At 30.6% G+C, this 22,974-nt stretch carries 22 protein-coding genes; 11 read left to right on the top strand and 11 right to left on the bottom strand.

Going from position 1 to position 22,974, the window contains the following annotated elements:
* Positions 1-27: 27 nt before the first annotated feature.
* The 4 genes from BXQ17_RS00185 to BXQ17_RS00170 all read right to left on the bottom strand — a co-directional run bounded on the left by BXQ17_RS00185 (position 28) and on the right by BXQ17_RS00170 (position 4,679).
* The gene (locus BXQ17_RS00185) at positions 28-1,911 is read right to left on the bottom strand and encodes a DUF349 domain-containing protein (protein WP_077808677.1); all 1,884 of its coding nucleotides are present in this window, start codon (positions 1,909-1,911) and stop codon (positions 28-30) included.
* A gap of 98 nt (positions 1,912-2,009) precedes the next feature.
* Positions 2,010-2,768 (bottom strand): shikimate dehydrogenase, encoded by a 759-nt coding sequence (locus BXQ17_RS00180; protein ID WP_077808676.1) that lies wholly within the window; start codon positions 2,766-2,768, stop codon positions 2,010-2,012.
* Positions 2,749-3,756 (bottom strand): DUF368 domain-containing protein, encoded by a 1,008-nt coding sequence (locus BXQ17_RS00175; protein WP_077808675.1) that lies wholly within the window; start codon positions 3,754-3,756, stop codon positions 2,749-2,751. The genes BXQ17_RS00180 and BXQ17_RS00175 overlap by 20 nt, the downstream gene beginning before the upstream one ends.
* On the bottom strand, positions 3,756-4,679 hold the full coding sequence (locus tag BXQ17_RS00170) for a DUF368 domain-containing protein (RefSeq protein ID WP_077808674.1): 924 nt from the start codon (positions 4,677-4,679) through the stop codon (positions 3,756-3,758). The genes BXQ17_RS00175 and BXQ17_RS00170 overlap by 1 nt, the downstream gene beginning before the upstream one ends.
* Before the next feature lie 95 nt (positions 4,680-4,774).
* Between BXQ17_RS00170 and BXQ17_RS14460 the strand changes: the two genes are divergently transcribed.
* On the top strand, positions 4,775-4,936 hold the full coding sequence (locus BXQ17_RS14460) for a hypothetical protein (RefSeq protein ID WP_187661412.1): 162 nt from the start codon (positions 4,775-4,777) through the stop codon (positions 4,934-4,936).
* Entirely contained in the window at positions 4,926-5,702 is a 777-nt protein-coding gene (locus BXQ17_RS00165; RefSeq protein ID WP_077808673.1) for an SGNH/GDSL hydrolase family protein, read from the top strand. The genes BXQ17_RS14460 and BXQ17_RS00165 overlap by 11 nt, the downstream gene beginning before the upstream one ends.
* A gap of 42 nt (positions 5,703-5,744) precedes the next feature.
* Here the strand turns inward: BXQ17_RS00165 and BXQ17_RS00160 are convergent, their stop codons facing one another.
* The 3 genes from BXQ17_RS00160 to BXQ17_RS00150 all read right to left on the bottom strand — a co-directional run bounded on the left by BXQ17_RS00160 (position 5,745) and on the right by BXQ17_RS00150 (position 7,020).
* Entirely contained in the window at positions 5,745-6,002 is a 258-nt protein-coding gene (locus BXQ17_RS00160; protein WP_077808672.1) for a hypothetical protein, read from the bottom strand.
* A gap of 2 nt (positions 6,003-6,004) precedes the next feature.
* Positions 6,005-6,313: a co-chaperone YbbN gene (locus BXQ17_RS00155; protein WP_077808671.1), complete on the bottom strand. Its 309-nt coding sequence runs from the start codon at positions 6,311-6,313 to the stop codon at positions 6,005-6,007.
* Between the two features lie 65 nt (positions 6,314-6,378).
* The gene (locus BXQ17_RS00150) at positions 6,379-7,020 is read right to left on the bottom strand and encodes a peroxiredoxin (RefSeq protein WP_077808670.1); all 642 of its coding nucleotides are present in this window, start codon (positions 7,018-7,020) and stop codon (positions 6,379-6,381) included.
* 294 nt (positions 7,021-7,314) lie between these two features.
* Here BXQ17_RS00150 and katG point away from each other — a divergent pair, with 294 nt between their 5' ends.
* Positions 7,315-9,546: a catalase/peroxidase HPI gene (katG, locus tag BXQ17_RS00145; RefSeq protein WP_077808669.1), complete on the top strand. Its 2,232-nt coding sequence runs from the start codon at positions 7,315-7,317 to the stop codon at positions 9,544-9,546.
* A gap of 63 nt (positions 9,547-9,609) precedes the next feature.
* Positions 9,610-10,110, top strand: a complete 501-nt coding sequence (locus BXQ17_RS00140; protein WP_077808668.1) for an ankyrin repeat domain-containing protein — start codon at positions 9,610-9,612, stop codon at positions 10,108-10,110.
* Here BXQ17_RS00140 and BXQ17_RS00135 read toward each other — a convergent pair.
* From BXQ17_RS00135 to BXQ17_RS00120, 4 genes are all read right to left on the bottom strand, one after another.
* Positions 10,088-11,251 (bottom strand): sigma-54 dependent transcriptional regulator, encoded by a 1,164-nt coding sequence (locus BXQ17_RS00135; RefSeq protein ID WP_077808667.1) that lies wholly within the window; start codon positions 11,249-11,251, stop codon positions 10,088-10,090. The genes BXQ17_RS00140 and BXQ17_RS00135 overlap by 23 nt on opposite strands.
* Before the next feature lie 82 nt (positions 11,252-11,333).
* On the bottom strand, positions 11,334-12,197 hold the full coding sequence (locus BXQ17_RS00130; RefSeq protein WP_077808666.1) for a mechanosensitive ion channel family protein: 864 nt from the start codon (positions 12,195-12,197) through the stop codon (positions 11,334-11,336).
* The gene (locus tag BXQ17_RS00125) at positions 12,198-13,523 is read right to left on the bottom strand and encodes an ABC transporter permease (RefSeq protein ID WP_077808665.1); all 1,326 of its coding nucleotides are present in this window, start codon (positions 13,521-13,523) and stop codon (positions 12,198-12,200) included.
* A 4-nt stretch (positions 13,524-13,527) separates the two neighbouring features.
* Positions 13,528-14,457: an ABC transporter ATP-binding protein gene (locus BXQ17_RS00120; protein WP_077808664.1), complete on the bottom strand. Its 930-nt coding sequence runs from the start codon at positions 14,455-14,457 to the stop codon at positions 13,528-13,530.
* A gap of 178 nt (positions 14,458-14,635) precedes the next feature.
* Here BXQ17_RS00120 and BXQ17_RS00115 point away from each other — a divergent pair, with 178 nt between their 5' ends.
* From BXQ17_RS00115 to BXQ17_RS00085, 7 genes are all read left to right on the top strand, one after another.
* Positions 14,636-15,094 (top strand): MarR family winged helix-turn-helix transcriptional regulator, encoded by a 459-nt coding sequence (locus tag BXQ17_RS00115; protein WP_077808663.1) that lies wholly within the window; start codon positions 14,636-14,638, stop codon positions 15,092-15,094.
* Positions 15,095-15,106: 12 nt separating this feature from the next.
* Complete coding sequence (locus tag BXQ17_RS00110) at positions 15,107-17,509, top strand: 3-hydroxyacyl-CoA dehydrogenase/enoyl-CoA hydratase family protein (protein ID WP_077808662.1); 2,403 nt, start codon at positions 15,107-15,109, stop codon at positions 17,507-17,509.
* 6 nt (positions 17,510-17,515) lie between these two features.
* The gene (locus BXQ17_RS00105; protein WP_077808661.1) at positions 17,516-18,706 is read left to right on the top strand and encodes an acetyl-CoA C-acyltransferase; all 1,191 of its coding nucleotides are present in this window, start codon (positions 17,516-17,518) and stop codon (positions 18,704-18,706) included.
* A 23-nt stretch (positions 18,707-18,729) separates the two neighbouring features.
* On the top strand, positions 18,730-20,526 hold the full coding sequence (locus BXQ17_RS00100; RefSeq protein WP_077808660.1) for an acyl-CoA dehydrogenase family protein: 1,797 nt from the start codon (positions 18,730-18,732) through the stop codon (positions 20,524-20,526).
* Between the two features lie 143 nt (positions 20,527-20,669).
* Positions 20,670-21,539: a septum formation inhibitor Maf gene (locus BXQ17_RS00095; protein WP_077808659.1), complete on the top strand. Its 870-nt coding sequence runs from the start codon at positions 20,670-20,672 to the stop codon at positions 21,537-21,539.
* A 26-nt stretch (positions 21,540-21,565) separates the two neighbouring features.
* Positions 21,566-22,534, top strand: a complete 969-nt coding sequence (locus tag BXQ17_RS00090; protein ID WP_222927891.1) for a M20/M25/M40 family metallo-hydrolase — start codon at positions 21,566-21,568, stop codon at positions 22,532-22,534.
* Positions 22,527-22,916, top strand: coding sequence for a hypothetical protein (locus BXQ17_RS00085; protein ID WP_077808658.1), 390 nt, complete (start codon positions 22,527-22,529; stop codon positions 22,914-22,916). The genes BXQ17_RS00090 and BXQ17_RS00085 overlap by 8 nt, the downstream gene beginning before the upstream one ends.
* The last annotated feature ends 58 nt before the right edge of the window (positions 22,917-22,974 follow it).

Raw genomic sequence — 22,974 nt, 5'->3', positions numbered from 1 at the left:
TTTTTTTATTTTACAGAATACATTATACTAGTAATCTAGCTTTTTAATGTAATTTAATTTTTCTTTCCAGATAGCCAAGTCTTCTTTAAACTCTTCTATTCTATTTTTTACATTTATTACTAAAGGATTATCATCTTTCGCATTCGAAAAGAATCCTAAATTATTTTCTAGTTGCTGCATTTCTCTTACTACTTCATCAATCTTTTTTCTAACAAACAATTGTTCAGAATCTAATTTTCTAAAGTCATTATTAGCCATAAAACCATCTACAACATTTGTAAATTTTAACATAGCTACTTCTTTTTTATCTAAAGATAAACTCTCTAATAATTTATCTATTTGCTTGTTAAACTTACCTTCTAAATGTCTTACATTTCTTGGTAAAGCACCTAAATCTTTCCAAGCTTGTATAGCATCTAAAACACTTTCTTTAGTATGTTCTTTGTCTTCTTTTAAAGACTCTAAAAATTCTTTTTTAGCGTTTACAACTTCTTGTTGCTCTTCACTCACAGAATTTTTATGCTTATGTAATCTATCAAAATATGTATTACAAGCTGTTTTAAACTTATTCCAAATATCATCAGAAAACTTTCTAGGTACGTGACCTATTTTTTTCCAATCAGACTGAATTTTCTTTAAAGTATCTGTTGCCACTGCCCAATCTTCACTATCTTTTAAAGATTCTGCAACTTCGATTAAAGCTAATTTTTTCTTTAAATTATCTTGTTGTTCTTTCTTTTCTTCTTTATAGAATTGATTTTTAGAGCTATTAAATTTTTTTGTAGCTGCTTTAAACTTTTGCCAAACTTCTTCGCTCTTAGCATACGGTAATTTACCAGCATTAAAATACTCTTGTCTTAACTTTTCTATATCATTAATACTGTTTTGCCAATCTTTATGGGTTTTATTACCAGAAGTATCATATGCGTCTAACCTTTCTATTACTAATAATTTCTGATTAATAATTTCTTGGTATTTCGATTTCATATCACGAAAGTATTCATGACGTTTATCGTGAATTTTTTTAGTTGCAGCACTAAATTTTTGCCAAACCTCTTCTCTCACTTCTTTTGCAACAGGCCCAATGTCTTCTTTCCATATTTTATGAAGCTCTTGCAACTCTTTAAAAGCTGTATTAACATCATTAGAATTAGCTAATTCTTCTGCCTTAGCTACTATTTTTAATTTTTCTTCTAAATTATTTTTAAAATCTAAATCTCTAAAATCATTACTTAAATGTAATAAATCATAAAAACGCTCTACATGATGATGGTATGTTTTCCAAGTGTCGTTGTATCTATTTTTAGAAACTGGTCCAATAGAACGCCAAGTGTCTTGCAAAGCTCTAAACTCGTTATACATAGTTTTAGAGTCGGCATTTTCGATAAGATTTTTTAAACCCTCAATAACCTCTTCTCTTTTAGCTAAATTAGCATTCATTTGCTTTTCTAAAGCATTATAATGTGCGTCTCTTTGCTTTTTATATTCAGACAATAAGCTATTATACTCTCCTTTTACAGGACTCGAAAATTGAAAATCGATAGAATCACCACCTTCATCTAAAAAAGCTTTCTTCTTATCTGCTAATAATGCTCCAAATTTTGCATTAAAAGCTGTTTTAATATTTTCAACTTCGTTTTTAATTTTATTTACAGCATTGTTAGATAATGTATCTTGTAACTCTTTAACAAGTTCTTCTAAAGAAAGAATCGTATAATCTTTTTCTTCTTTAACTACAGATTCTTCTGAATCTTCTGCTTTTTCTGCTACAGAATTCTCTACTTCTTCTACAGCTTTTAAAATCGCATCATCTTCTGCTGATGAAGCCTCTGTATTTTTTTGTTCTAGATTAGAAGTCTCATTAACTACTTCTACTTTTTTATCCTCGTTATCATTATTGTTATCTAACATATCTACAATGTTTAAGTTCGTTTAATAATACACTATTATTATAGTTTATAAATATAAGTACAACTTACTAGTTATACAAAATGTTCTGTTAAAATATACTATTTGTTTTCGTTCCAGATGCGCCAAGATTCTTCTGCTTGCAATTCTAGCATTTCATAACCATTTTTAATTGCCGCACCTTTCTCTTTTCCTTTTGCTAAAAAACTAGATATTTCTGGATTATAAATTAAATCGAATAACAAGTGCTTTTCAGTTAAATATTGATACGGAATATTTGGACATAAATGAGTATTTGGCGAAGTACCTAGTGGTGTACAATTAATTATTACCGTAAAATCTTTTATTATTTCTTCGGATAAATCACTGTATGAAACTTCTTTTTTTCCTGAAGGATTTCTAGAAACGAATTTAAATTTAATATCATTTTTCTTTAAAGCATAGGCAATTGCTTTTGATGCACCACCAGTTCCTAAAATTAAAGATTTGGTATGGTGCTTTTTAAGAAAAGGCTTAATTGATTTTTCAAAACCAACAACATCTGTGTTATAACCTTTTAAATTTCCTCTTTTGGTAAATTTAATTGTATTAACTGCCCCTATTTCTTCTGCTGTTTTGTCTAACTTGTCTAAATATTTAATTACTTCTTCTTTATACGGAATTGTAACATTTATACCTCTTACAAATTCTTCATTTTTAATAACTGCTGGCAGTTCTTTTATATCTTGAAGATCAAAATTTTTATAATTATAAGTAGACAAACCTAATTTTTTAAATTTATCAGCAAAATAACCTCTAGAAAAAGAGTAAGAAATATCTTTACCTAAAAGACCAAAAACTTTATTTTTTTGTTTTTCCATAAAAATCGATTATTAAAATTAATGCAATACCTAAAATAATATAAAATATAGCGAACCATGTTTCTGATGAAGAAAAATCTGGCATAAATCTAGTGTAGTTTTCTACGATTCTATTTCCTTTATTATCTAATAAATACTTATTATCAACAGCTAAATAAACAGCATTTTTAAAAGGCCAAACAATACCCAAAGACCCCGTTATAAAACCTATTATAACAGCAGTAACTATTGCATTATATCTTTTTAAAACATATCCTAAAACATGACTAATAGAAACCAATCCAAAAGCAGAACCTGCAGTAAAAACTGATATTATTTTTAAGTATCTTATTTTTTCTGGATCAGATAAAACATCAAAATTACCTATTAGTAAATTGGTAACTACAAAGAATAATTCGTTTACCGCATCTACTAAAAGTAAAACGTAATTACCCATTAAAATTAAGATGAAAGAGCCCGAAAGTCCGGGTAAAGTCATACCAGAAACACCAACAATTCCACAGAAAAAAACAAACCATAAATTGTCATTTTCTCCTGCTGGTTTTAAAAAACTTATCCCTAAACCTATACTTGCACCAATTATTAAAGAAATAATATTTTTACGATTCCATTCTCCAAAGTCTTTACCTATATAATAAATAGAACCAATTATCATTCCGAAAAACCAGCTCCAAACATAAAGCTCGTAATGCTCTAAAAAATAATCTAAAACCAATGAAATACTAAAGTAGCTAAAAATACTTCCACCCATTATCAGTAATAAAAACTGACCATTGACGTATGTATAAAAACTCGAAAACCTACCGCTAATTAACAATTTAAATGCTGTAATGTTTACTTTTCTAAAAGACTGAATTAACTCTTCATAAAACCCAAACACAAAAGAAACTGTTCCTCCAGAAACACCAGGTACTTTATTTGCAGCACCCATTGCCAAACCTTTTAAAAAAAGGTACAACTTTTGTAAGAAAGTTCTTTCGACTTGCATTATGCTTTTTTAACCGCTAATTTTTCCATTAATAAAATAAGTACAAAACCAACTACTGCTAAAACAACTGCCATTAATAACTTCGGATCTCCATCAAAAGAATTCGGAGAAATACTAACTTGTTTTAATGGCACTTCTATTCCGTGAGAATTTATACGTGTAGTTATTGTTTCTTTCCAAGGCCAAATCTTGTTTAAAGAACCAATTATAAAACCTGTTAATACCGCTAATGTGTAGTTTTTATAATTTGCAAACATCCATTTTAAAATCTTAGAAAAAGATAGCAAACCTACAATTGCACCCAAACCAACTGCCGCTATTGTTTTAATATCTCTATCATTTACGGCAGATAAAATTGGTTTATAAGCACCTAATAAAACTAAAATAAACGCACCAGAAACACCTGGTAAAATCATTGCGCAAATTGCAATTGCACCTGCCAAAAACATAAATAACAAAGAAGAACTTTCTGTAACTAAAGGATTAAGCGTTGTAATAAAATATGCTACAAAAGCACCTATGATTAAAATTGTATAGGTTATAAAATTCCATTTTGTGATTTGTTTACCAATGTAAATAATACTTGCTAAAACTAATCCGAAGAAAAAAGACCATAATAAAACTGGCTCATTTTCTAACAACCACTTTATTGTTTTGGCTAAAGAAATTATACTTATAAAAATTCCGATAAAAAGAGCCAATAAAAAAGAGCCGTTTACTTGTTTCCAGGCAGCTTTAATACCGTCTGATTTTAAAGTTTTTAACAAGCCTAAATTCACATTAGCAATAGAGCCTAAAAGCTCTTCATAAATTCCAGAAATAAATGCAATTGTTCCTCCAGATACACCAGGCACAACATCTGCAGCACCCATTGCCATTCCTTTTAAGCCTATGACTAAATAGTCTTTTATACCTCTTCCCATTTTATTTTGTTATTTTTGTAAAAAACGAAGATAATAGAATTTAAAGAGAAAATAGAACCTTTATTTTATTTGTAACTTTTTATTGACATAGAAAAATGCCCAAGAAAGGAAAAGAAAAAAACACTGCTAATAAAGCTAAACATACTAAGTTAATGAATAGAAAAATTAACAAAGTAAAGTTAGAAAAACAGTTACATAAAGAACGTTTAAAAGCAATTATTAAAAAAGCCAACGAAGCCAAAAATAATGAAGTATAGTTTAAAATATAATTTAGGCGTGGTTACTTCTTTACCTCTCTTACCTTTGCTATATTTTCAAGGAAAAAATATTAGAAAAAATGTACCAACATTACCAGAAGCAAAAGAAACTATAGGTTTTGTAAATAATAATTTCTCTTCGGATTTACACATTCTTACTATCGGAGAAAGTACAATTGCAGGTGTTGGTGTAGATTATCACAAAAACGGATTTACCGGCGCTTTGGCAACAAAACTTTCTACTAAATTACAAAAAAATATACATTGGCGTGTGTATGCAAGAAGCGGATATACTGTAGCAAAAGTTACTACTAAAATAATACCTAAAATTGAAGAGACTAAAGTCGATATAATTGTTATCGGGATGGGCGGAAATGATGCTTTTACCTTAAATTCTCCAAAGAAATGGTTAAAAGATATCGAAAATTTAATTAATTCTATTCAAAAAAAGTTTCCAGAGACACCTATTTACTTTACAAATATGCCACCTATTAAAGAGTTTCCTGCGTTTACAAAAACAATAAAATTTGTTATCGGAAATTTAGTTGAGATTTTGGGATCTGAACTTAAGAATTACCTTAAATCTAAAAAAAATATTTTTTATTATGATGAAGTTATCACGCTAAAAAACTGGAGTAGTAGAAACAATTTGTCTCATAAAAATTCGAGTCTTTACTTTAGTGATGGCGTTCATCCATCAGAATTAACTTATAAAATATGGGCTAAAGAAATGGCAATATTTATAAGTTCTAAATTTAAGGCATAAAAAAACCTCAAGCTTTTACTTAAGGTCTGTTTTATAAATAGATTATTTATCTATTGAGCCTAATACTCGCTTCATAAAAGTGTTTAAGGCCTCTTTTTTTGGAGCGCCATCTTTTACCATTTTATCAACTTCGATAGCTCCGTACATATTAGAAATCAACTCGCCGATAACATCTAATTCTTCATCTTTTAAAGAAGGAACTTCTGTTAAAGCTTCTAAAGTTTCTATGGTTTCTAAAACATAATCTTGATCGTTTTCTTCGATAAAATTTGTTAGGTGTTTAATTACAGGTAACTTCATAATTAAATAATTTCGCTTGCTAAGTCTTTTAAAACATCAAACTTATTTGTTTGCGCTTGATTTTTAAAACTTCCACTTTCAAAAGTTGCAAATGTTGGCAAATTACTAACATCTGCTAATTTTCTACTTTCTGGAAATTTTTCTGCATCTGCAATTACAAAAGCAACGTTTTCATTTTCTGAAGCTAATTTTTTAAACTTTGGTTTCATTATTCTGCAATTACCACACCAAGTAGCAGAATATTGCACAATTACCTTATCATTATTATTTACAATTTCTTGTAAATTGTCTTCTGTTAATTCTTGTAACATAGTTGTAGTTTTTTAAAATATTCGTGTTTAGAAAACTTCTAAACACGAATATTATCAATTATTTATTAGTGAGAAGCTAAATATTCTGCAGTTCCTTTTGCATTAGGAGACATTGCTTCTTTACCTTCTTCCCAGTTTGCTGGACAAACTTCTCCGTTTTTCTGAACGTGAGCGTAAGCATCAATTAAACGTAAAAATTCGTTTACATTTCTACCAACTGGCATGTGGTTTATTCCTTCATGAAAAACTGTACCTTCCTCATCAATTAAATAAGTAGCTCTGTAAGTTACATTATCCCCTTCTACTTGTATTGTTTGAGTAGCTTCATCAAAAGTTTCATTAGAAATATCTAAAATACCTAAAATAGAAGATAAGTTTCTGTTGCTATCTGCTAAAATTGGGTAAGTTACACCTTCGATACCACCATTGTCTTTAGAAGTATTTAACCATGCAAAATGTACTTCTGGTGTATCACAAGATGCACCAATTACAATAGTATTTCTTTTTTCAAATTCAGCTAAAGCTTCTTGAAAAGCATGTAATTCTGTAGGACAAACAAATGTAAAATCTTTAGGATACCAAAATAATAATACTTTCTTGTTCTTATTTTTTGCTTCTTCTAAAACATTAATTTTGAACGTATCTCCCATTTCGTTCATTGCGTCTACATTTAAATCTGGAAATTTTTTACCAACTGCTGTTGCCATTTTTTATAAGTTTTAAGTAATTATTAATTCGTTATTTGAGACCACAAAGATATAAATGAGTGTAGATTATTTGTTAGAATTTAATGTTAAGTTTTTATTATACTATAAATTAAATTTATCAAAATCAATTAAAAAAATAGACTAAAATTATTCGAATTATTTTAATTAAAAATTTGTAAATTTAATGAGAAAATATTTTAAATAGTTTTTAGTTATTTAAAAATAAAAACTATAGATAATAATTATTCATAAAAAACCTGTAGGTTTGCATTGTCAAATTAAATATTATAAAAAATGAAAAACAATCCTCACGCTAATAGTCAACCACACGGAGATAATTTCGATTTAAATGAAAGTGCAGCTAATTGCCCTTTTTTAAGCGGAACTACAAAACAAACATCTGGTCAAGGTGTTAAAAACCGAGATTGGTGGCCAAACGAATTAAAATTAAATATTTTACGTCAAAACGCAGCAAAATCGAACCCAATGGGAGATGATTTTGATTATGCAGAAGCTTTTAAAAGTTTAGATTATGATGCCATTAAAAAAGATTTAAAAGAATTTATGACAGATTCTCAAGATTGGTGGCCTGCAGATTATGGACATTACGGAGGATTGATGATACGTATGGCGTGGCATAGTGCTGGTACATATAGAGTTGGTGACGGACGAGGAGGCGCAGGAGCAGGAAACCAACGTTTTGCACCAATTAACAGTTGGCCAGATAATGGTAACTTAGATAAAGCAAGGTTGTTATTATGGCCAATAAAACAAAAATATGGTAACAAAATATCTTGGGCAGATTTAATGATTTTAGCAGGAAACTGTGCTTTAGAGTCAATGGGATTTCCAACTTTTGGTTTTGCAGGAGGTCGTGAAGATGTTTGGGAACCTGAGCAAGATATTTATTGGGGAAGTGAAACTGAATGGGGAGCGAATGAGGAAAGATATGACGATGGCGAATTAGAAGATCCTTTAGCGGCAGTTATGATGGGTTGGATTTATGTAAATCCAGAAGGACCAAACGGAAATCCAGATCCGATGGGTTCTGCTCAAAATGTTAGAGAAACTTTTGGTAGAATGGCAATGAACGATGAAGAAACTGTTGCTTTAGTTGCTGGTGGACATACTTTTGGAAAAGCACACGGTGCTGCAGACCCTAATAAATATGTTGGTAAAGAACCTCATGGTGCTTCAATAGAAGAAATGAGTACAGGTTGGAAAAACAGTTTTGGTACCGGTGTTTTAGATGATACAATTACAAGTGGTATTGAAGGTGCTTGGACACCAAATCCTACTCGTTGGGATGCAGATTATTTTGATGTATTATTAAATTACGATTGGGAATTAACAAAAAGTCCTGCTGGCGCACATCAATGGAAACCAACCGCGGCTTCAAATGCTAAAATGGCACCAAAAGCTGGTGACGCAAATGGCAGACAAGATTTAATGATGACTACTGCTGATATTGCATTAAAAGTAGATCCTAAATATTTAGAAATTTCTAAAAAATTTCATGCAGATCATAAAGCATTCGAAGATGCATTTGCACGTGCTTGGTACAAACTAACTCATCGTGATTTAGGACCTACTTCTCGTTACTTAGGCCCAGAAGTTCCGCAAGAAGAATTGTTATGGCAAGATCCAGTTCCTGCAGTAAACTATACATTAAGTGATGCTGATATTGCGAATTTAAAGGTTATGATAATTGATAGCGGTTTAACAATATCTCAATTAGTAACTACAGCTTGGGCTTCTGCATCAACTTTTAGAGGCTCTGACAATAGAGGTGGTGCAAACGGAGCTAGAATTGCTTTAGAACCTCAACGTAGTTGGGAAGTTAACAATCCAAAAGAATTGGCGAAAGTTCTAGAAGCTTTAGAAGATGTAAAAAACAAGTTTGAAGGCGAAGTTTCTTTAGCTGATCTAATTGTTTTAGGAGGAAATGTTGGTCTAGAAAAAGCATTAAAAAATGCTGGTTATAATGAAACTGTTGCTTTTATTCAAGGTCGTGGCGATGCTACCCAAGAACAAACTGATGTAGAGCAATTTGGATATTTAGAGCCATTAGCTGATGGTTTTAGAAATTACATTAAAAAAGATTTAGCAATTGCTGCAGAAGATTTATTAATAGACAAAGCTAATTTATTAACACTTTCTGTACCAGAATTAACTGTTTTAGTTGGTGGATTAAGAGTTTTAGGGGCTAATTATGATGGTTCTGATTACGGAGTTTTCACAGACAATGTTGGGACTTTAACGAACGATTTCTTCAAAAATATTTTAGATTTTACTTATACTTGGAAAGCAACTTCTGAAGACGATAGATATTTTGAAGGAAGTAATAGAAATACCGGAGAAGTGAAATATAAAGGTACGAGAGCTGATTTAATTTTTGGATCTAACACTGAATTGAGAGCAATTGCTGAAGTGTATGGTGCAAACGACGGTCAAGATCGTTTTGTAAAAGACTTTATTGCCGCTTGGACTAAAGTGATGAACTTAGACAGATTTGATGTAAAATAATCTATATAAATCTAAAAAGGATAGGTTTTGCAAAACCTATCCTTTTTTTTAAACTTTTAAATTATGAATATTTTAAATACTTTTTTTAACGCAATTCAATCTATGAATATCAATATGATTGAAACTTTGTTAAGAAAATTTCCTAACCTAGCGAATTCAAAAGACAAAAGAGGTTTTAGTCCTTTAGTTTTTGCAACTTATTTTGATAAAAAAGAAATTGCAGAAACCTTACTTAAGCATAACGCAAATGTAAACCATCAAGATGCGAAAGGAAATACTGCTTTGTTAGGTGTAGCATTTAAAGGCAATGTAGAAATTGCAGAATTGCTACTTAAAAACAATGCAAATATTAACATGCAGAACAACCAAGGTTATTCAGCTTTAATTTTTGCAACAATTTACAATAAAGAAAAAATGGTTGAATTTTTACTTAACAAAAATGCAGATTTCAACTTAAAAGATGTTGAAGGTAAAACTGCTTTAGAACATGCAAAAATTAAAAGCTTTGATGCGATTATTACGTTGCTAGAAAATAAAAAACCTACTTGTTTGCAAACAATTTAATATCGTTTGCAGACACTTCTTTCTCTCCTAAAATCAACAATCTTTCTACAACATTTCTAAGTTCCCTTATATTTCCTGTCCAATCATATTCTTGTAAAAGTGCAATAGCATCTTTAGAAAATTCTTTTTTAGTTGAACCTTGTTCTTTAGAAATTTTATTAGCAAAAAACTCTACTAATAAAGGTATATCTTCTCTTCTATCATTTAAAGCAGGAACTTTAGTTAAAATTACAGCTAATCTATGGTACAAGTCTTCCCTAAATCTTCCTTGTGCAATTTCTTCTTTTAAATTTTTATTAGTAGCTGCAACAATTCTTACATTTACTTTGATGTCTTTATCAGAACCAACTCTCTGAATTTTATTTTCCTGCAAAGCTCTTAATACTTTTGCTTGTGCGGACAAACTCATATCTCCTATTTCATCTAAAAATATAGTTCCGCCATTTGCTGCTTCAAACTTACCTGCCCTATCTTTATTTGCTCCAGTAAAAGATCCTTTTACATGCCCAAATAATTCACTTTCTATTAACTCAGAAGGTATTGCTGCACAATTTACTTCAATCATTGGCGCTTTAACTCTATCTGATTTTTCGTGTAACCAATGTGCTACCAATTCTTTTCCTGTTCCGTTTGGCCCAGTTATTAAAACTCTTGCATCTGTTGCCGCAACTTTTTCTATAATTTCTTTAATATGAGAAATCGCATCACTTTCTCCTATCATTTCATAGTTTTTGCTAACTTTTTTCTTCAGTCTTTTGTTTTCAACAATTAAAACCTTTTTATCCAAAGCATTTCTAACTGTATTTAACAACCTGTTTAAATCTGGCGGCTTAGAAATATAATCAAAAGCACCTAAACGCATTGTATTTACTGCGGTATCAAGATCTCCGTGACCAGAAATCATCACAATTGGTATTTCTGGTTTTATTTTTTTTGCTTTTTCTAATACCTCAACACCATCCATTTTAGGCATTTTAATATCGCATAAAACCAAATCGTAATCGTTATTTTTTATCATCTCTATACCCAACAAACCATCTTCTGCTTCTTCAACATTATATGCATCATTTTCTTCAGAAATAATTTTTTTCAAAACTCTTCTAATTGCTGCTTCGTCTTCGATAATTAATATCTTGCTCATAAATTTTTATTTGAAACGTAATTTAAATAAATTTAATTCAAAATTATATCTAAACCTTTAATTCTTTTTCTTGTTTAATTTTCTATTGATTTTGATATAAGTGAACATCTCTTTGTGGAAAAGGAATAGAAATATTATGTTCTCTAAATGCTTTTTCTATTGCAAACCTTAAATCACTTTGTACAAACCTTGTTTCGAAACTGTTATTTAAAGAAAAAACCAATTTAAAATTTAAAGAACTATCTCCAAAATCAGCAAAAAGCACTTTGGGTTCTGGTATTTTTAAAATTTTATCGTGGTCTTTTGTAACATCTATCAATATTTTTTTAACTAGCTCTACATCACTTCCGTAAGCAACACCAACTGCTACAGATTCTCTTGTTTCTGTTCCGTTTTCTGTCCAGTTAAAAAGAATGTTAGTTAGATATAAATGATTAGGAATTACCAAAACTTTATTATCAATAGTTACAGCTCTTGTGGTTCTTAATCTAATATCTAGAACCCTACCAACTTTACCATCTAACTCTATAATATCGCCTACATGAACAGATTTATCAACCAAAATAAAAATACCAGAAATAATGTCTTGAAACAAAGTTTGCAAAGCCAAACCAACACCAATTAACAATACTGCAGAAGCAGCAAAAACAGCCGTAACATTAACCCCAGAAGCATCCATAGCTACTAAGAAAATAACCAAAAAAACTAGCCATCTTATATAACTAAAAACGCTAATAAATTTAACTTTATCATTTTCTGGCATTTTTCTAGTTACAAATCTGCGTACTAGTTTTAAGGCGAAAGCGGTTAACAAAAGTGCTACTGCAACAAATATTAGTCCTTTTACAGTAATACTAATTTCATCACTAAATTTAAAAGTATAATCTAAAATAGATGTTGTTTCTTCTTTTATAGCTTCTTTTACTTTTTCTAAACTGTCTTGCATTTATCCTTTATATTTTAACCACTTATACAAATCTTTATAAGTTGCTTTTTTACCATACATTAAAATACCAACTCTATAAATTTTTGCTGCTAACCAAACCATAAATACAAATGTAACTAATAACAAAGCCATTGAAACTAATAATTCGTACCAAGAAACCCCAAAAGGAACTCTCATTAACATTACAATTGGCGCTGTAAAAGGAATATGAGAAAACAAGACAGCAATAGAACCATGCGGATCATTCATTACTGTGGCAAACCCAACATAAACTCCTAAAATTAATGGTAACATTATCGGCAACATAAATTGTTGCGTGTCTGTTTCGTTATCTACTGCTGCACCAACAGCTGCAAACAAAGAACTATACAACATAAATCCTCCTAAAAAATAAAATATAAACAACACAAATAGCTTTAAAATTGGCAATTTTAGTATTTCTTGAACAACCATTTGCCCTTTATCACCTTCAGTTGCTTGCTTAACTGCATCCATTTGTTCTGCTGGTACTCTTGCTGATTGCATTTCTACAACATCTACACCAAATATTGAAGAAACAACTGTAAGAATTACAAATAATAAAACTCCCCAGATAAAGAATTGTAATAAACCTGCGGATGCATTACCTAAAATTTTACCCAACATTAATTGAAACGGCTTTACTGATGACACAATTATTTCTATAATTCTACTTGTTTTTTCTTCGATAACACTTCTCATTACAGAAGTACCATAAATCATTACAAACATCATTAACAAATAACCTGCAATTGCACCAACACCAATTTTTAAACCATTAATTAATTTTGATGATTGCTCTCCAGAAAAGTTAAACATTTTAATATCAGTATTGATTTTAGATGCTTCTATTTTATCTAAATCGATACCAAAATCGGTTAGTTTTATATTTCTAATTTTTTGTTCAATCTTATTTTCTAAAGAATTCATAACAGACATTCCTGGTGATTCTTTAGAGTAAAATTCTATTGATTTTGCTAAAACCTCTAAACTATCTTGTTTAGGAATTAACAATGCGCCATAAAAATCACCTTCTTCTACCTTCTTTTTTGTTTCCTCAACACCTAAATCTGTGTAATCTAAATAATGAATCGTTTTTGTATTTTTAAAATCTGCTTTCGAAAAAAACTCAGAATTATCTACATAAACTATTTTTTTAATTTTTTCATCATTTTTTTGCATCAGAAAAAAGACTAATGCACCCATACCTACCATAATTAGCGGACTCAAAAAAGTCATAATTATAAATGATTTATTACGAACTTTAGCAATAAACTCTCTTTGTATAATTAAATTTAACTTGCTCATCTTCTTAATTATTTTTGTTTATTGCTTGTATAAAAATATCATTTGCGCTCGGAATAAGCTCTACAAAATGCTGTACTTCTCCTCTACTTGTTAAAAATGACAACAATTCATTTGCCGTTTTACCAGTTGGTATTTTTACGTTTAAAGTTAAACTATCGCTTAATAATTTAAAATCTGATGGATACACTTTAAAGTGTTCTTTTAAAATTCTTTCTACTTCTGTAGGATTTTGAGTATTTAAACCAACTTGAAACGTGTTTGTTCTAAACTTACGTTTAATATCATCTAACTTACCATCTAAAATTTTGTTTGATTTATCTATCAAAGCAATTTCATCACACATTTCTTCTACCGATTCCATTCTGTGAGTCGAAAAAATTATTGTAGCACCTTCATCTCTTAATTGTAAAATCTCTTTAGCAATTAATTGTGCATTAATAGGATCGAAACCAGAAAAGGGTTCATCAAAAATTAATAATTTAGGATTGTGCATTACAGTAACAATAAATTGCACTTTTTGCGCCATTCCTTTAGAAAGTTCTTCTATTTTTTTATTCCACCAAGCAGAAATATCAAACTTTTCGAACCAATACTTTAATCTTTTTTTCGCTTCAGATTTGCTTAATCCTTTTAATTGTGCCAAATACAAAGCTTGCTCGCCAACCTTCATAGACTTATACAAACCACGTTCTTCTGGCAAATAACCAATTTGAGCTGTATGATGCGGTGCTAGTTTTTCTCCATCTAAAATAACAGAACCACTATCTGCCATTGTTATTTGGTTTATAATTCTAATTAAAGACGTTTTACCCGCACCGTTTGGCCCTAACAAACCGTAAACACTTCCTTTAGGAATTGCAAGTGAAACATTATTTAACGCAGTATAATCTCCGTATCTTTTAACTACATTATTTATTTCTAATAAATTCTTCATTGATTAAAGTAGATTTTCATTTTAGGTAAAAAGCCTAACAAAATTACATATTTTATAACTATTAGTGTAACATCAACTAAAAACGTTACAGTTTAATTTTATGTTAAATTTACTATGCATGCATAACTTTTTTTAAATTTACTATGCACGCATAATAAATTTTATTATATTTGAACCAATGAATAAAAATAAATCAATAGATCATCAATTAAGAGCAACATGGCAGGCCGTTGCAAAATTGTATAACGAACAAGCGTTAACACATAATAGCACAATGGCTACAGCTTTTGTTTTGTTAAATATTGATAAGCAAAACGGAACGCCGTCTACAGCTTTAGGACCGTTAATGGGAATGGAACCAACAAGCCTTTCTAGAATTTTAAAAAACATGGAAGACAAAGGTGCTATTTGCAGAGAAAAAAACCCAGACGATGGTAGAAGCGTAATTATTAAATTAACAGAATACGGTAAAGAAATGCGTAAAATTTCTAAAGGACACGTTATTCAATTTAATGAAACAGTAATAAATAATGTTACAGAAAAAGACTTAGAAGGTTTTTTTAATGTGACCTCTACCATAAATAAATTAATAGCAGATAAAGAAATTTATAAAGAAATCAACAATAAAGCAGTATAAAAAATCAAACAAATGACTAGAAGAATTAAGAAAGTAGCAATTATTGGTTCCGGAATTATGGGAAGCGGTATTGCTTGTCATTTTGCTAATATTGGTGTAGAAGTTCTTTTATTGGACATTGTTCCAAGAGAATTAACCGATAAAGAAGAAGCAAAAGGACTAACATTAGAAGACAAAGTTGTTAGAAACCGATTGGTTAATGATGCATTAACAGCATCTTTAAAATCAAAACCGTCTCCGATATACAATCAAAAATTTGCAAACAGAATTACTACTGGTAATTTAGAAGATGATATTGCAAAGGTTGCAGATGTAGATTGGATTATGGAAGTTGTTGTAGAAAGACTAGATATAAAAAAGATAGTTTTCGAAAAATTAGAAAAATACAGAACTCCGGGTACAATAATTTCTTCTAACACTTCTGGTATTCCTATCAAGTTTATGAACGAAGGAAGAAGTGAAGATTTTCAAAAGCATTTTGCAGTAACACACTTTTTTAATCCGCCAAGATATTTAAAACTTTTTGAAGTTGTTCCTGGACCAGATTGTAAACAAGAAGTTACAGATTTCTTAATGATGTATGGTGAGAAATTTTTAGGTAAGACATCGGTTTTAGCTAAAGATACACCGGCTTTTATTGGTAACAGAATCGGTATTTTCGGAATTCAATCTTTATTTCATCAAGTTAAAGAATTAGGCTTAACAGTAGAAGAAGTAGACAAGTTAACGGGGCCTGTAATTGGTAGGCCTAAATCGGCTACTTTTAGAACTGTAGATGTTGTTGGTTTAGATACTTTAGTTCATGTTGCTAATGGAATTTACGAAAATTGTCCTAATGACGAAGCTCATGAGCTTTTCAAACTTCCTGATTTCATCAATACAATGATGGAAAACAAGTGGTTGGGTAGTAAAACCGGACAAGGTTTCTACAAAAAAGCAGTTGTAGATGGTAAAAAAGAAATCTTAACGCTAGATTTAGATACGATGGAATATCGTTCTAAAAAAAGAGCAAAATTTGCAACGTTAGAATTAACAAAAACAATAGATAAACCAATCGACAGATTTAAAATCTTAGTTGGTGGTAAAGATAAAGCTGGTGAGTTTTACAGAAAAAACTTTGCAGCAATGTTTGCATACGTTCAAAATAGAATTCCAGAAATTTCTGATGAATTGTATAAAATTGACGATGCAATGAAAGCTGGTTTTGGTTGGGAAAACGGACCTTTCGAAATTTGGGACGCAGTTGGTGTAGAAAAAGGTATCGAGTTAATGAAAGCTGAAGGACATGAACCTGCTGCATGGGTAACAGAAATGTTGGCTGCTGGTTCTAAATCTTTTTACTCTGTTAAAGAAGGTGCAACTTATTTTTATGATGTTTCTTCTAAAGCTCAAACTAAAAAACCTGGTCAAGAATCATTTATTATTTTAGATAACATCAGAAAATCAAATCAAGTATTTAAAAATTCTGGAGTAGTTATCGAAGATATAGGAGACGGTATTTTAAATATAGAATTTCAGTCTAAAATGAACACAATTGGTGGAGATGTTTTAGCAGGAATTAATAAAGGTATCGACTTAGCTGAAAAAGATTTTCAAGGATTGGTTGTTGGTAACCAAGCGTCGAATTTCTCTGTTGGTGCAAATATTGGTATGATTTTTATGATGGCTGTAGAGCAAGAATATGATGAATTAAATTATGCCATTAAATATTTTCAAGACACAATGATGCGTATGCGTTATTCATCAATTCCAACAATTTCTGCTCCGCATGGAATGGCATTAGGTGGTGGTTGTGAAATCTCTTTACATGCAGATAAAGTTGTTGCAGCAGCAGAAACTTATATGGGATTAGTAGAGTTTGGTGTTGGTGTTATTCCTGGTGGTGGTGGTTCTAAAGAAATGGCTTTAAGAGCATCAGATTCATTTAGCAAAGGAGATGTAGAGTTAAATGTTTTACAAGAAAACTTTTTAACAATTGGTATGGCTAAAGTATCTACTTCTGCACACGAGGCTTTCGATTTAGGCTTACTTCAAAAAGGTAAAGATGTAGTTGTTGTAAACAAAGACAGACAAATTGCTACTGCCAAAGCACATGCTAAATTAATGGCAGAAAGTGGTTACACGCAACCTGCAACAAGAAAAGATGTTAAAGTGTTAGGTAAACAAGCATTAGGTATGTTTTTAGTAGGAACAGATTCTATGGAACATTCTAATTACATTTCACAACACGATATGAAAATAGCCAATAAGTTAGCTTATGTTATGGCGGGTGGAGATTTATCTGAACCAACATTGGTTACAGAACAGTATTTATTAGACTTAGAGCGTGAAGCATTTTTATCGTTATGTACAGAACGTAAAACGTTAGAAAGAATTCAGGCAATGTTAAAAACTGGTAAACCTTTAAGAAACTAAAATTTTATGAAAACAGCATATATAGTAAAAGCATATAGAACTGCAGTTGCAAAGGCTCCAAAAGGTGTTTTTCGCTTTAAACGTGCAGACGAGTTGGGTGCAGAAACAATCCAACACATGATGAAAGAATTACCAAATTTAGACGTAAAACGTATAGATGATGTAATAGTTGGTAACGCAATGCCAGAAGGTTCGCAAGGATTAAATATGGCTCGTTTTATCTCTTTAATAGGATTAAATTCTGTTGATGTACCAGGAGTTACAGTAAACCGTTTTTGTTCTTCTGGATTAGAAACAATTGCAATGGCAGCGGCAAAAATTCAAGCTGGTATGGCAGATTGTATTATAGCTGGTGGAGCAGAAAGCATGAGTTCTGTGCCAATGACTGGTTTTAAACCAGAGTTAAATTACGACACCATTAAAGATGGTCATGCAGATTATTATTGGGGAATGGGAAACACTGCAGAAGCAGTTGCAAATCAATTTAAAGTTTCGAGAGAAGATCAAGATGAATTTGCATACAATTCTCACATGAAAGCGTTAAGAGCACAAGCAGAAAATCGTTTTCAAGACCAAATTGTTCCAATAGAAGTTGAAGAAACTTATTTGGATGCAAATGGTAAAAAAGCAACTAGAAAATATACTGTAAATAAAGATGAAGGGCCAAGAAAAGGAACCTCTACTGCAGTATTAAATAAATTAAGACCTGTATTTGCCGCTGGCGGAAGTGTTACTGCTGGTAATTCATCTCAAATGAGTGATGGTGCTGCATTTGTTATGGTAATGAGCGAAGAAATGGTCAAAGAATTAAACTTAGAGCCAATTGCAAGAGTGGTAAATTATGCTGCTGCTGGTGTAGAACCTCGAATAATGGGAATTGGTCCTGTGGCTGCAATACCAAAGGTATTAAAACAAGCAGGTTTACAGCAAAATGATATCGAGTTAATTGAGTTAAATGAAGCTTTTGCTTCGCAATCTTTAGCAGTAATGCGAGAGCTAAATTTAAACCCAGATATTGTTAATGTAAATGGTGGTGCAATCGCTTTAGGTCATCCTTTAGGTTGTACTGGCGCAAAATTATCGGTACAATTATTCGATGAAATGCGTAAAAGAGATATGAAAAACAAATACGGAATGGTTACCATGTGTGTAGGAACAGGGCAAGGTGCTGCTGGTGTATTCGAATTCCTTAGTTAATAACAAATTAAACAAACAAGAAAATGTCAGAATTATTAAGAGGCGGACAGTTTTTAGTAAAAGAAACTAACTGCGAAAACGTATTTACTCCAGAAGACTTTACAGAGGAGCAACAAATGATGAAGGAAGCTGTGATGGAATTTAATGATAGAGAAATCATTCCTCATAAAGCTCGTTTCGAAGCTAAAGATTATGCATTGACAGAAGAAGTTATGCGTAAAGCTGGTGAATTAGGATTTTTAGGTGTTGCAGTGCCAGAAGAATTTGGTGGTTTAGGTATGGGATTTGTATCTACAATGTTAACTTGTGATTATATTTCATCTGGAACAGGATCTTTTAGTACAGCTTTTGGTGCACACACAGGTATTGGTACAATGCCAATTACTTTATATGGTACACAAGAACAGAAAGAAAAATATGTACCTAAATTAGCTACCGGAGAATGGTTTGGTGCTTATTGTTTAACAGAACCGGGTGCTGGTTCTGATGCAAACTCAGGAAAAACTACAGCAGAACTTTCGGAAGACGGTAAATCTTACAAAATTAACGGACAAAAAATGTGGATTTCTAACGCAGGTTTTTGTAGTTTAATGATTGTTTTTGCTCGTATAGAAAATGACAAAAATATTACAGGTTTTATAGTAGAATATGATCCAGAAAATGCAAACGGAATTACTTTAGGTGAAGAAGAACACAAATTAGGTATTCGTGCAAGTTCAACTCGTCAAGTATTTTTTAACGATACAGTAGTACCAGCAGAAAATATGTTAGCAGGTCGTGGTGAAGGTTTTAAAATTGCCATGAATGCTTTAAATGTTGGACGTATTAAATTGGCTGCAGCGTGTTTAGATTCTCAAAGAAGAGTTATTACATATGCAACACAATACGCTACAGAACGTAAGCAATTTAAAACTCCTATTGCAGATTTTGGTGCAATTAAGGTAAAATTGGCAGAAATGTCTACAAATGCTTACGTTGGTGAATCTGCTTCTTATAGAGCAGCTAAAGACATCGAAGATAGAATCGCATTAAGAGTTGCTGCTGGTAATACTCACCAAGAAGCAGAACTTAAAGGTGTAGAAGAATATGCAATAGAATGTTCAATTTTAAAAGTTGCCGTATCAGAAGATGTGCAAAGTTGTGCAGATGAAGGTATTCAAATTTTTGGTGGAATGGGATTCTCTGAAGAAACTCCTATGGAATCTGCTTGGAGAGATGCTAGAATTGCTAGAATTTACGAAGGTACAAATGAAATTAACAGAATGCTTTCTGTTGGAATGCTTATCAAAAAAGCAATGAAAGGTCATGTAGATTTATTAGGACCTGCAACAGAAGTAGCTAATAGTTTAATGGGAATTCCTTCTTTTGAAACTCCAGATTATTCTGAGTTATTTTCAGAAGAAAAACACATGATTGCCAAATTAAAGAAAACATTTTTAATGGTTGCTGGTGCAGCACTTCAAAAATATGGGCAAGAAATTGAATCTCATCAACAGTTATTAATTGCTGCTTCAGACATATTAATTGAAATTTATATGGCAGAATCTGCAATTTTAAGAACAGAGAAAAACGCGAAACGTTTTGGCGAAGATTCTCAATCTGTACAAATTGCGATGTCTAAATTATATTTATATCACGCAGTAGACATTATCGAAGAAAAAGGTAAAGAAAGTATTATTTCTTTTGCTGAAGGTGATGAGCAGCGTATGATGTTAATGGGATTAAAGCGTTTTACTAAATATACAAACTATCCAGATATTGTAGATTTACGTAACGAAATCGCAGAAAAAGTGAAAGCAGAAAATAAATACTGCTTCTAAAATATTTATAAAATTTTCTTAAACTTATCCAAGGTTTTTGAATTTAGTTGTTTGTTTGAGAGACCATCTGTTAAAGGATGGTCTTTTTTTATACAAGTAATAATTGTAACTTAGTTGATAAATTATTACTGATGAAACTTATCATGAAAATCTCTATCTCTTTAATAACTAGCATACTTTTTATTTTTTGTACTTCGGATAAGAATAAAGTTCAAGCCCAAAATCAAAAATTAAATTTTAACGATTATTGGTATCAAGGCAAAGCAGAAATAACATCATTTACATTAAAGCAATCTCGTTACGGCGAGATATACGAAGGTACTGCGGTAAATATTTATGTAACAGAAGACTTTTTACCAGAAAAACAAGTAAAAGCAGATGCTAAAAGTAAATCAACAATACCTGTATTAAAATTAAATAGCACAAAAAAATTTGTTACTGGAATATACCCTTATTCTTTAATGACAAGTACCTTCTCTCCTATCAATAGCAATAAAAAGATAATAAAAATTTCTTTTTCATCACAAGAATGGTGCGGAAACACATTTATGCAATTAAATAATCGAGAAAAATTTGAAATTGATTTTCATTCTTATTTTGAAAATAATTCTGATAGAAAATTAGGATTAAAAAAAGATATTTTAGAAAATGAATTATGGAATCAATTAAGACTAAATCCTAAAAACATTGCAATTGGTCGTATGAAGATTATTCCGTCTTTCGAATATCTGGCTTTAAATCACAAACGAATTATGGCCTATGATGCAGAAACTGCTTTAAAAGAAATTAAAGGATTTCTATATTTTTCTATTTTTTATCCAACATTAAAAAGAAAACTCACTATTAAATTGACAAAAGATTTTCCTTATACTATAGAATCTTGGGAAGAAGTTTCAACAATAAATAACACAAAACACACAACAACAGCAACAAAGATTAAAACAATTCTTTCACCTTATTGGCGTAAAAACAAAAAAGGAAACATAGAAGAAAGAAAAGCTTTAGGTTTGTAAATTCTATTAATTAAACTTATAAAATAATGAAAATAAACAACCTTCTTCTAATTGCATTATCAGTAATAACTATAAGTTGTAATCAATCTGAAAAAGAAAAATCAATAAACAAGAAATTATTGATTGATGGAATAAAGTATTTATCTAGTGATGCTTTAGAAGGTAGAGGTTTTTCTAAACCCGGAAATTATAAAGCACAAGAATACATCGCAACTAAATTTAAAGAAATTGGTTTAGAAACAGAAGAATCGTCTAATTACATTCATAAATTTCCGTACACTTTTTCTGGCAAAAGAAGACAAAGAGTGTTTCCTGTTGAAAATGCAGATTCAGATGCGTCTAAAATAAAAGATACAACTGTATTTGGCGGGAATGTAATAGGTAAAATTACAGGAAGCATCGATAAAACTATTGTTATAACCGGTCATTTAGATCATTTGGGCATTAAAAAAGGTAAAATTTATAATGGTGCAGATGATGATGCTTCTGGCACTGCAGCTTTATATGCAATTGCAGATTACTTTAAAAAAAACAAACCAAAACATACATTAGTTTTTGCAGCAGTAGATGCTGAAGAAATTGGTTCTTTAGGTGCAGATTATTGGCTTAAAAATTACAAACAGAAAAATAAAATTGTACTAAATATTAATATGGATATGATTGCTCATAATGATTCTTTACAACTTTATGCTGCTGGTTTACACCATTATCCAAAACTTAGAGCCAGCTTAGAAAATATAAAATCTCCAATTAATTTACTTTTTGGTCATGACAATCCTGATGATAAACAATTAGATAATTGGACCTATTCTTCGGATCACAGAGTTTTTCACAAAGAAAAAATTCCGTTTATTTATTTTGGTGTAGAAGACCATAAAGATTACCATAAAGCTACAGATACATTCGAAAACATTAATACAGAATTTTATGTGGAAGCAGTTAAACTAATTGTAAAATCTATCGAAAATTTTGACACCAATTTAACCTATGAATAATATCATAAAAAAGGGATTTATACTTGCTGGATGTACAAATATTGTCGCAGTTTTAATTTTATCTAGACTTTTTACGAATGAAACAATAAACAAATATGACACTACAGTAATGTCTAATTTTGGTTTATTAATGATTATAGTTTGGGGGGTTGCTTATCTATCAGTTTCTAAAAACTATTACAAAGTAAAATGGTTAATTGCCGTTTTTGCAATTGAAAAACTAATTTACAGCATCATCTGGATTCAATGGAGATTATCTAATAATGTAACTCCCATCTTTGAAGAAGATAAAATGGCAGGCATTTTTTATGCTATTTATGGTATAAACGATATCTTATTTTTCGTCTTTTTTTCTTACGTATTTGCAAAATTATTAAAATAAAGTAATTTTAAAATAGCTAATCTCTTTTTTATCAATACTTTTGCACGCAATTTGAAAA

Source organism: Polaribacter sp. BM10 (assembly GCF_002005425.1).
Lineage (GTDB): Bacteria > Bacteroidota > Bacteroidia > Flavobacteriales > Flavobacteriaceae > Polaribacter > Polaribacter marinaquae.
This window is presented reverse-complemented; position numbering and strand designations above follow the sequence as displayed.

What these genes read in the sequence shown, in the direction of transcription:
- BXQ17_RS00185 (WP_077808677.1), bottom strand. Translation starts at nt 1,911, where the DNA reads ATGTTAGATAACAATAATGATAACGAGGATAAAAAAGTAGAAGTAGTT.
- BXQ17_RS14460 (WP_187661412.1), top strand. Translation starts at nt 4,775, where the DNA reads ATGCCCAAGAAAGGAAAAGAAAAAAACACTGCTAATAAAGCTAAACAT.
- BXQ17_RS00090 (WP_222927891.1), top strand. Translation starts at nt 21,566, where the DNA reads ATGAAAATAAACAACCTTCTTCTAATTGCATTATCAGTAATAACTATA.
- BXQ17_RS00120 (WP_077808664.1), bottom strand. Translation starts at nt 14,457, where the DNA reads ATGAAGAATTTATTAGAAATAAATAATGTAGTTAAAAGATACGGAGAT.
- BXQ17_RS00175 (WP_077808675.1), bottom strand. Translation starts at nt 3,756, where the DNA reads ATGCAAGTCGAAAGAACTTTCTTACAAAAGTTGTACCTTTTTTTAAAA.
- BXQ17_RS00085 (WP_077808658.1), top strand. Translation starts at nt 22,527, where the DNA reads ATGAATAATATCATAAAAAAGGGATTTATACTTGCTGGATGTACAAAT.
- BXQ17_RS00150 (WP_077808670.1), bottom strand. Translation starts at nt 7,020, where the DNA reads ATGGCAACAGCAGTTGGTAAAAAATTTCCAGATTTAAATGTAGACGCA.
- BXQ17_RS00160 (WP_077808672.1), bottom strand. Translation starts at nt 6,002, where the DNA reads ATGAAGTTACCTGTAATTAAACACCTAACAAATTTTATCGAAGAAAAC.
- BXQ17_RS00125 (WP_077808665.1), bottom strand. Translation starts at nt 13,523, where the DNA reads ATGAGCAAGTTAAATTTAATTATACAAAGAGAGTTTATTGCTAAAGTT.
- BXQ17_RS00165 (WP_077808673.1), top strand. Translation starts at nt 4,926, where the DNA reads ATGAAGTATAGTTTAAAATATAATTTAGGCGTGGTTACTTCTTTACCT.
- BXQ17_RS00115 (WP_077808663.1), top strand. Translation starts at nt 14,636, where the DNA reads ATGAATAAAAATAAATCAATAGATCATCAATTAAGAGCAACATGGCAG.
- BXQ17_RS00130 (WP_077808666.1), bottom strand. Translation starts at nt 12,197, where the DNA reads ATGCAAGACAGTTTAGAAAAAGTAAAAGAAGCTATAAAAGAAGAAACA.
- BXQ17_RS00170 (WP_077808674.1), bottom strand. Translation starts at nt 4,679, where the DNA reads ATGGGAAGAGGTATAAAAGACTATTTAGTCATAGGCTTAAAAGGAATG.
- BXQ17_RS00105 (WP_077808661.1), top strand. Translation starts at nt 17,516, where the DNA reads ATGAAAACAGCATATATAGTAAAAGCATATAGAACTGCAGTTGCAAAG.
- BXQ17_RS00110 (WP_077808662.1), top strand. Translation starts at nt 15,107, where the DNA reads ATGACTAGAAGAATTAAGAAAGTAGCAATTATTGGTTCCGGAATTATG.
- BXQ17_RS00140 (WP_077808668.1), top strand. Translation starts at nt 9,610, where the DNA reads ATGAATATTTTAAATACTTTTTTTAACGCAATTCAATCTATGAATATC.
- BXQ17_RS00180 (WP_077808676.1), bottom strand. Translation starts at nt 2,768, where the DNA reads ATGGAAAAACAAAAAAATAAAGTTTTTGGTCTTTTAGGTAAAGATATT.
- BXQ17_RS00155 (WP_077808671.1), bottom strand. Translation starts at nt 6,313, where the DNA reads ATGTTACAAGAATTAACAGAAGACAATTTACAAGAAATTGTAAATAAT.
- BXQ17_RS00100 (WP_077808660.1), top strand. Translation starts at nt 18,730, where the DNA reads ATGTCAGAATTATTAAGAGGCGGACAGTTTTTAGTAAAAGAAACTAAC.
- katG (WP_077808669.1), top strand. Translation starts at nt 7,315, where the DNA reads ATGAAAAACAATCCTCACGCTAATAGTCAACCACACGGAGATAATTTC.
- BXQ17_RS00135 (WP_077808667.1), bottom strand. Translation starts at nt 11,251, where the DNA reads ATGAGCAAGATATTAATTATCGAAGACGAAGCAGCAATTAGAAGAGTT.
- BXQ17_RS00095 (WP_077808659.1), top strand. Translation starts at nt 20,670, where the DNA reads ATGAAAATCTCTATCTCTTTAATAACTAGCATACTTTTTATTTTTTGT.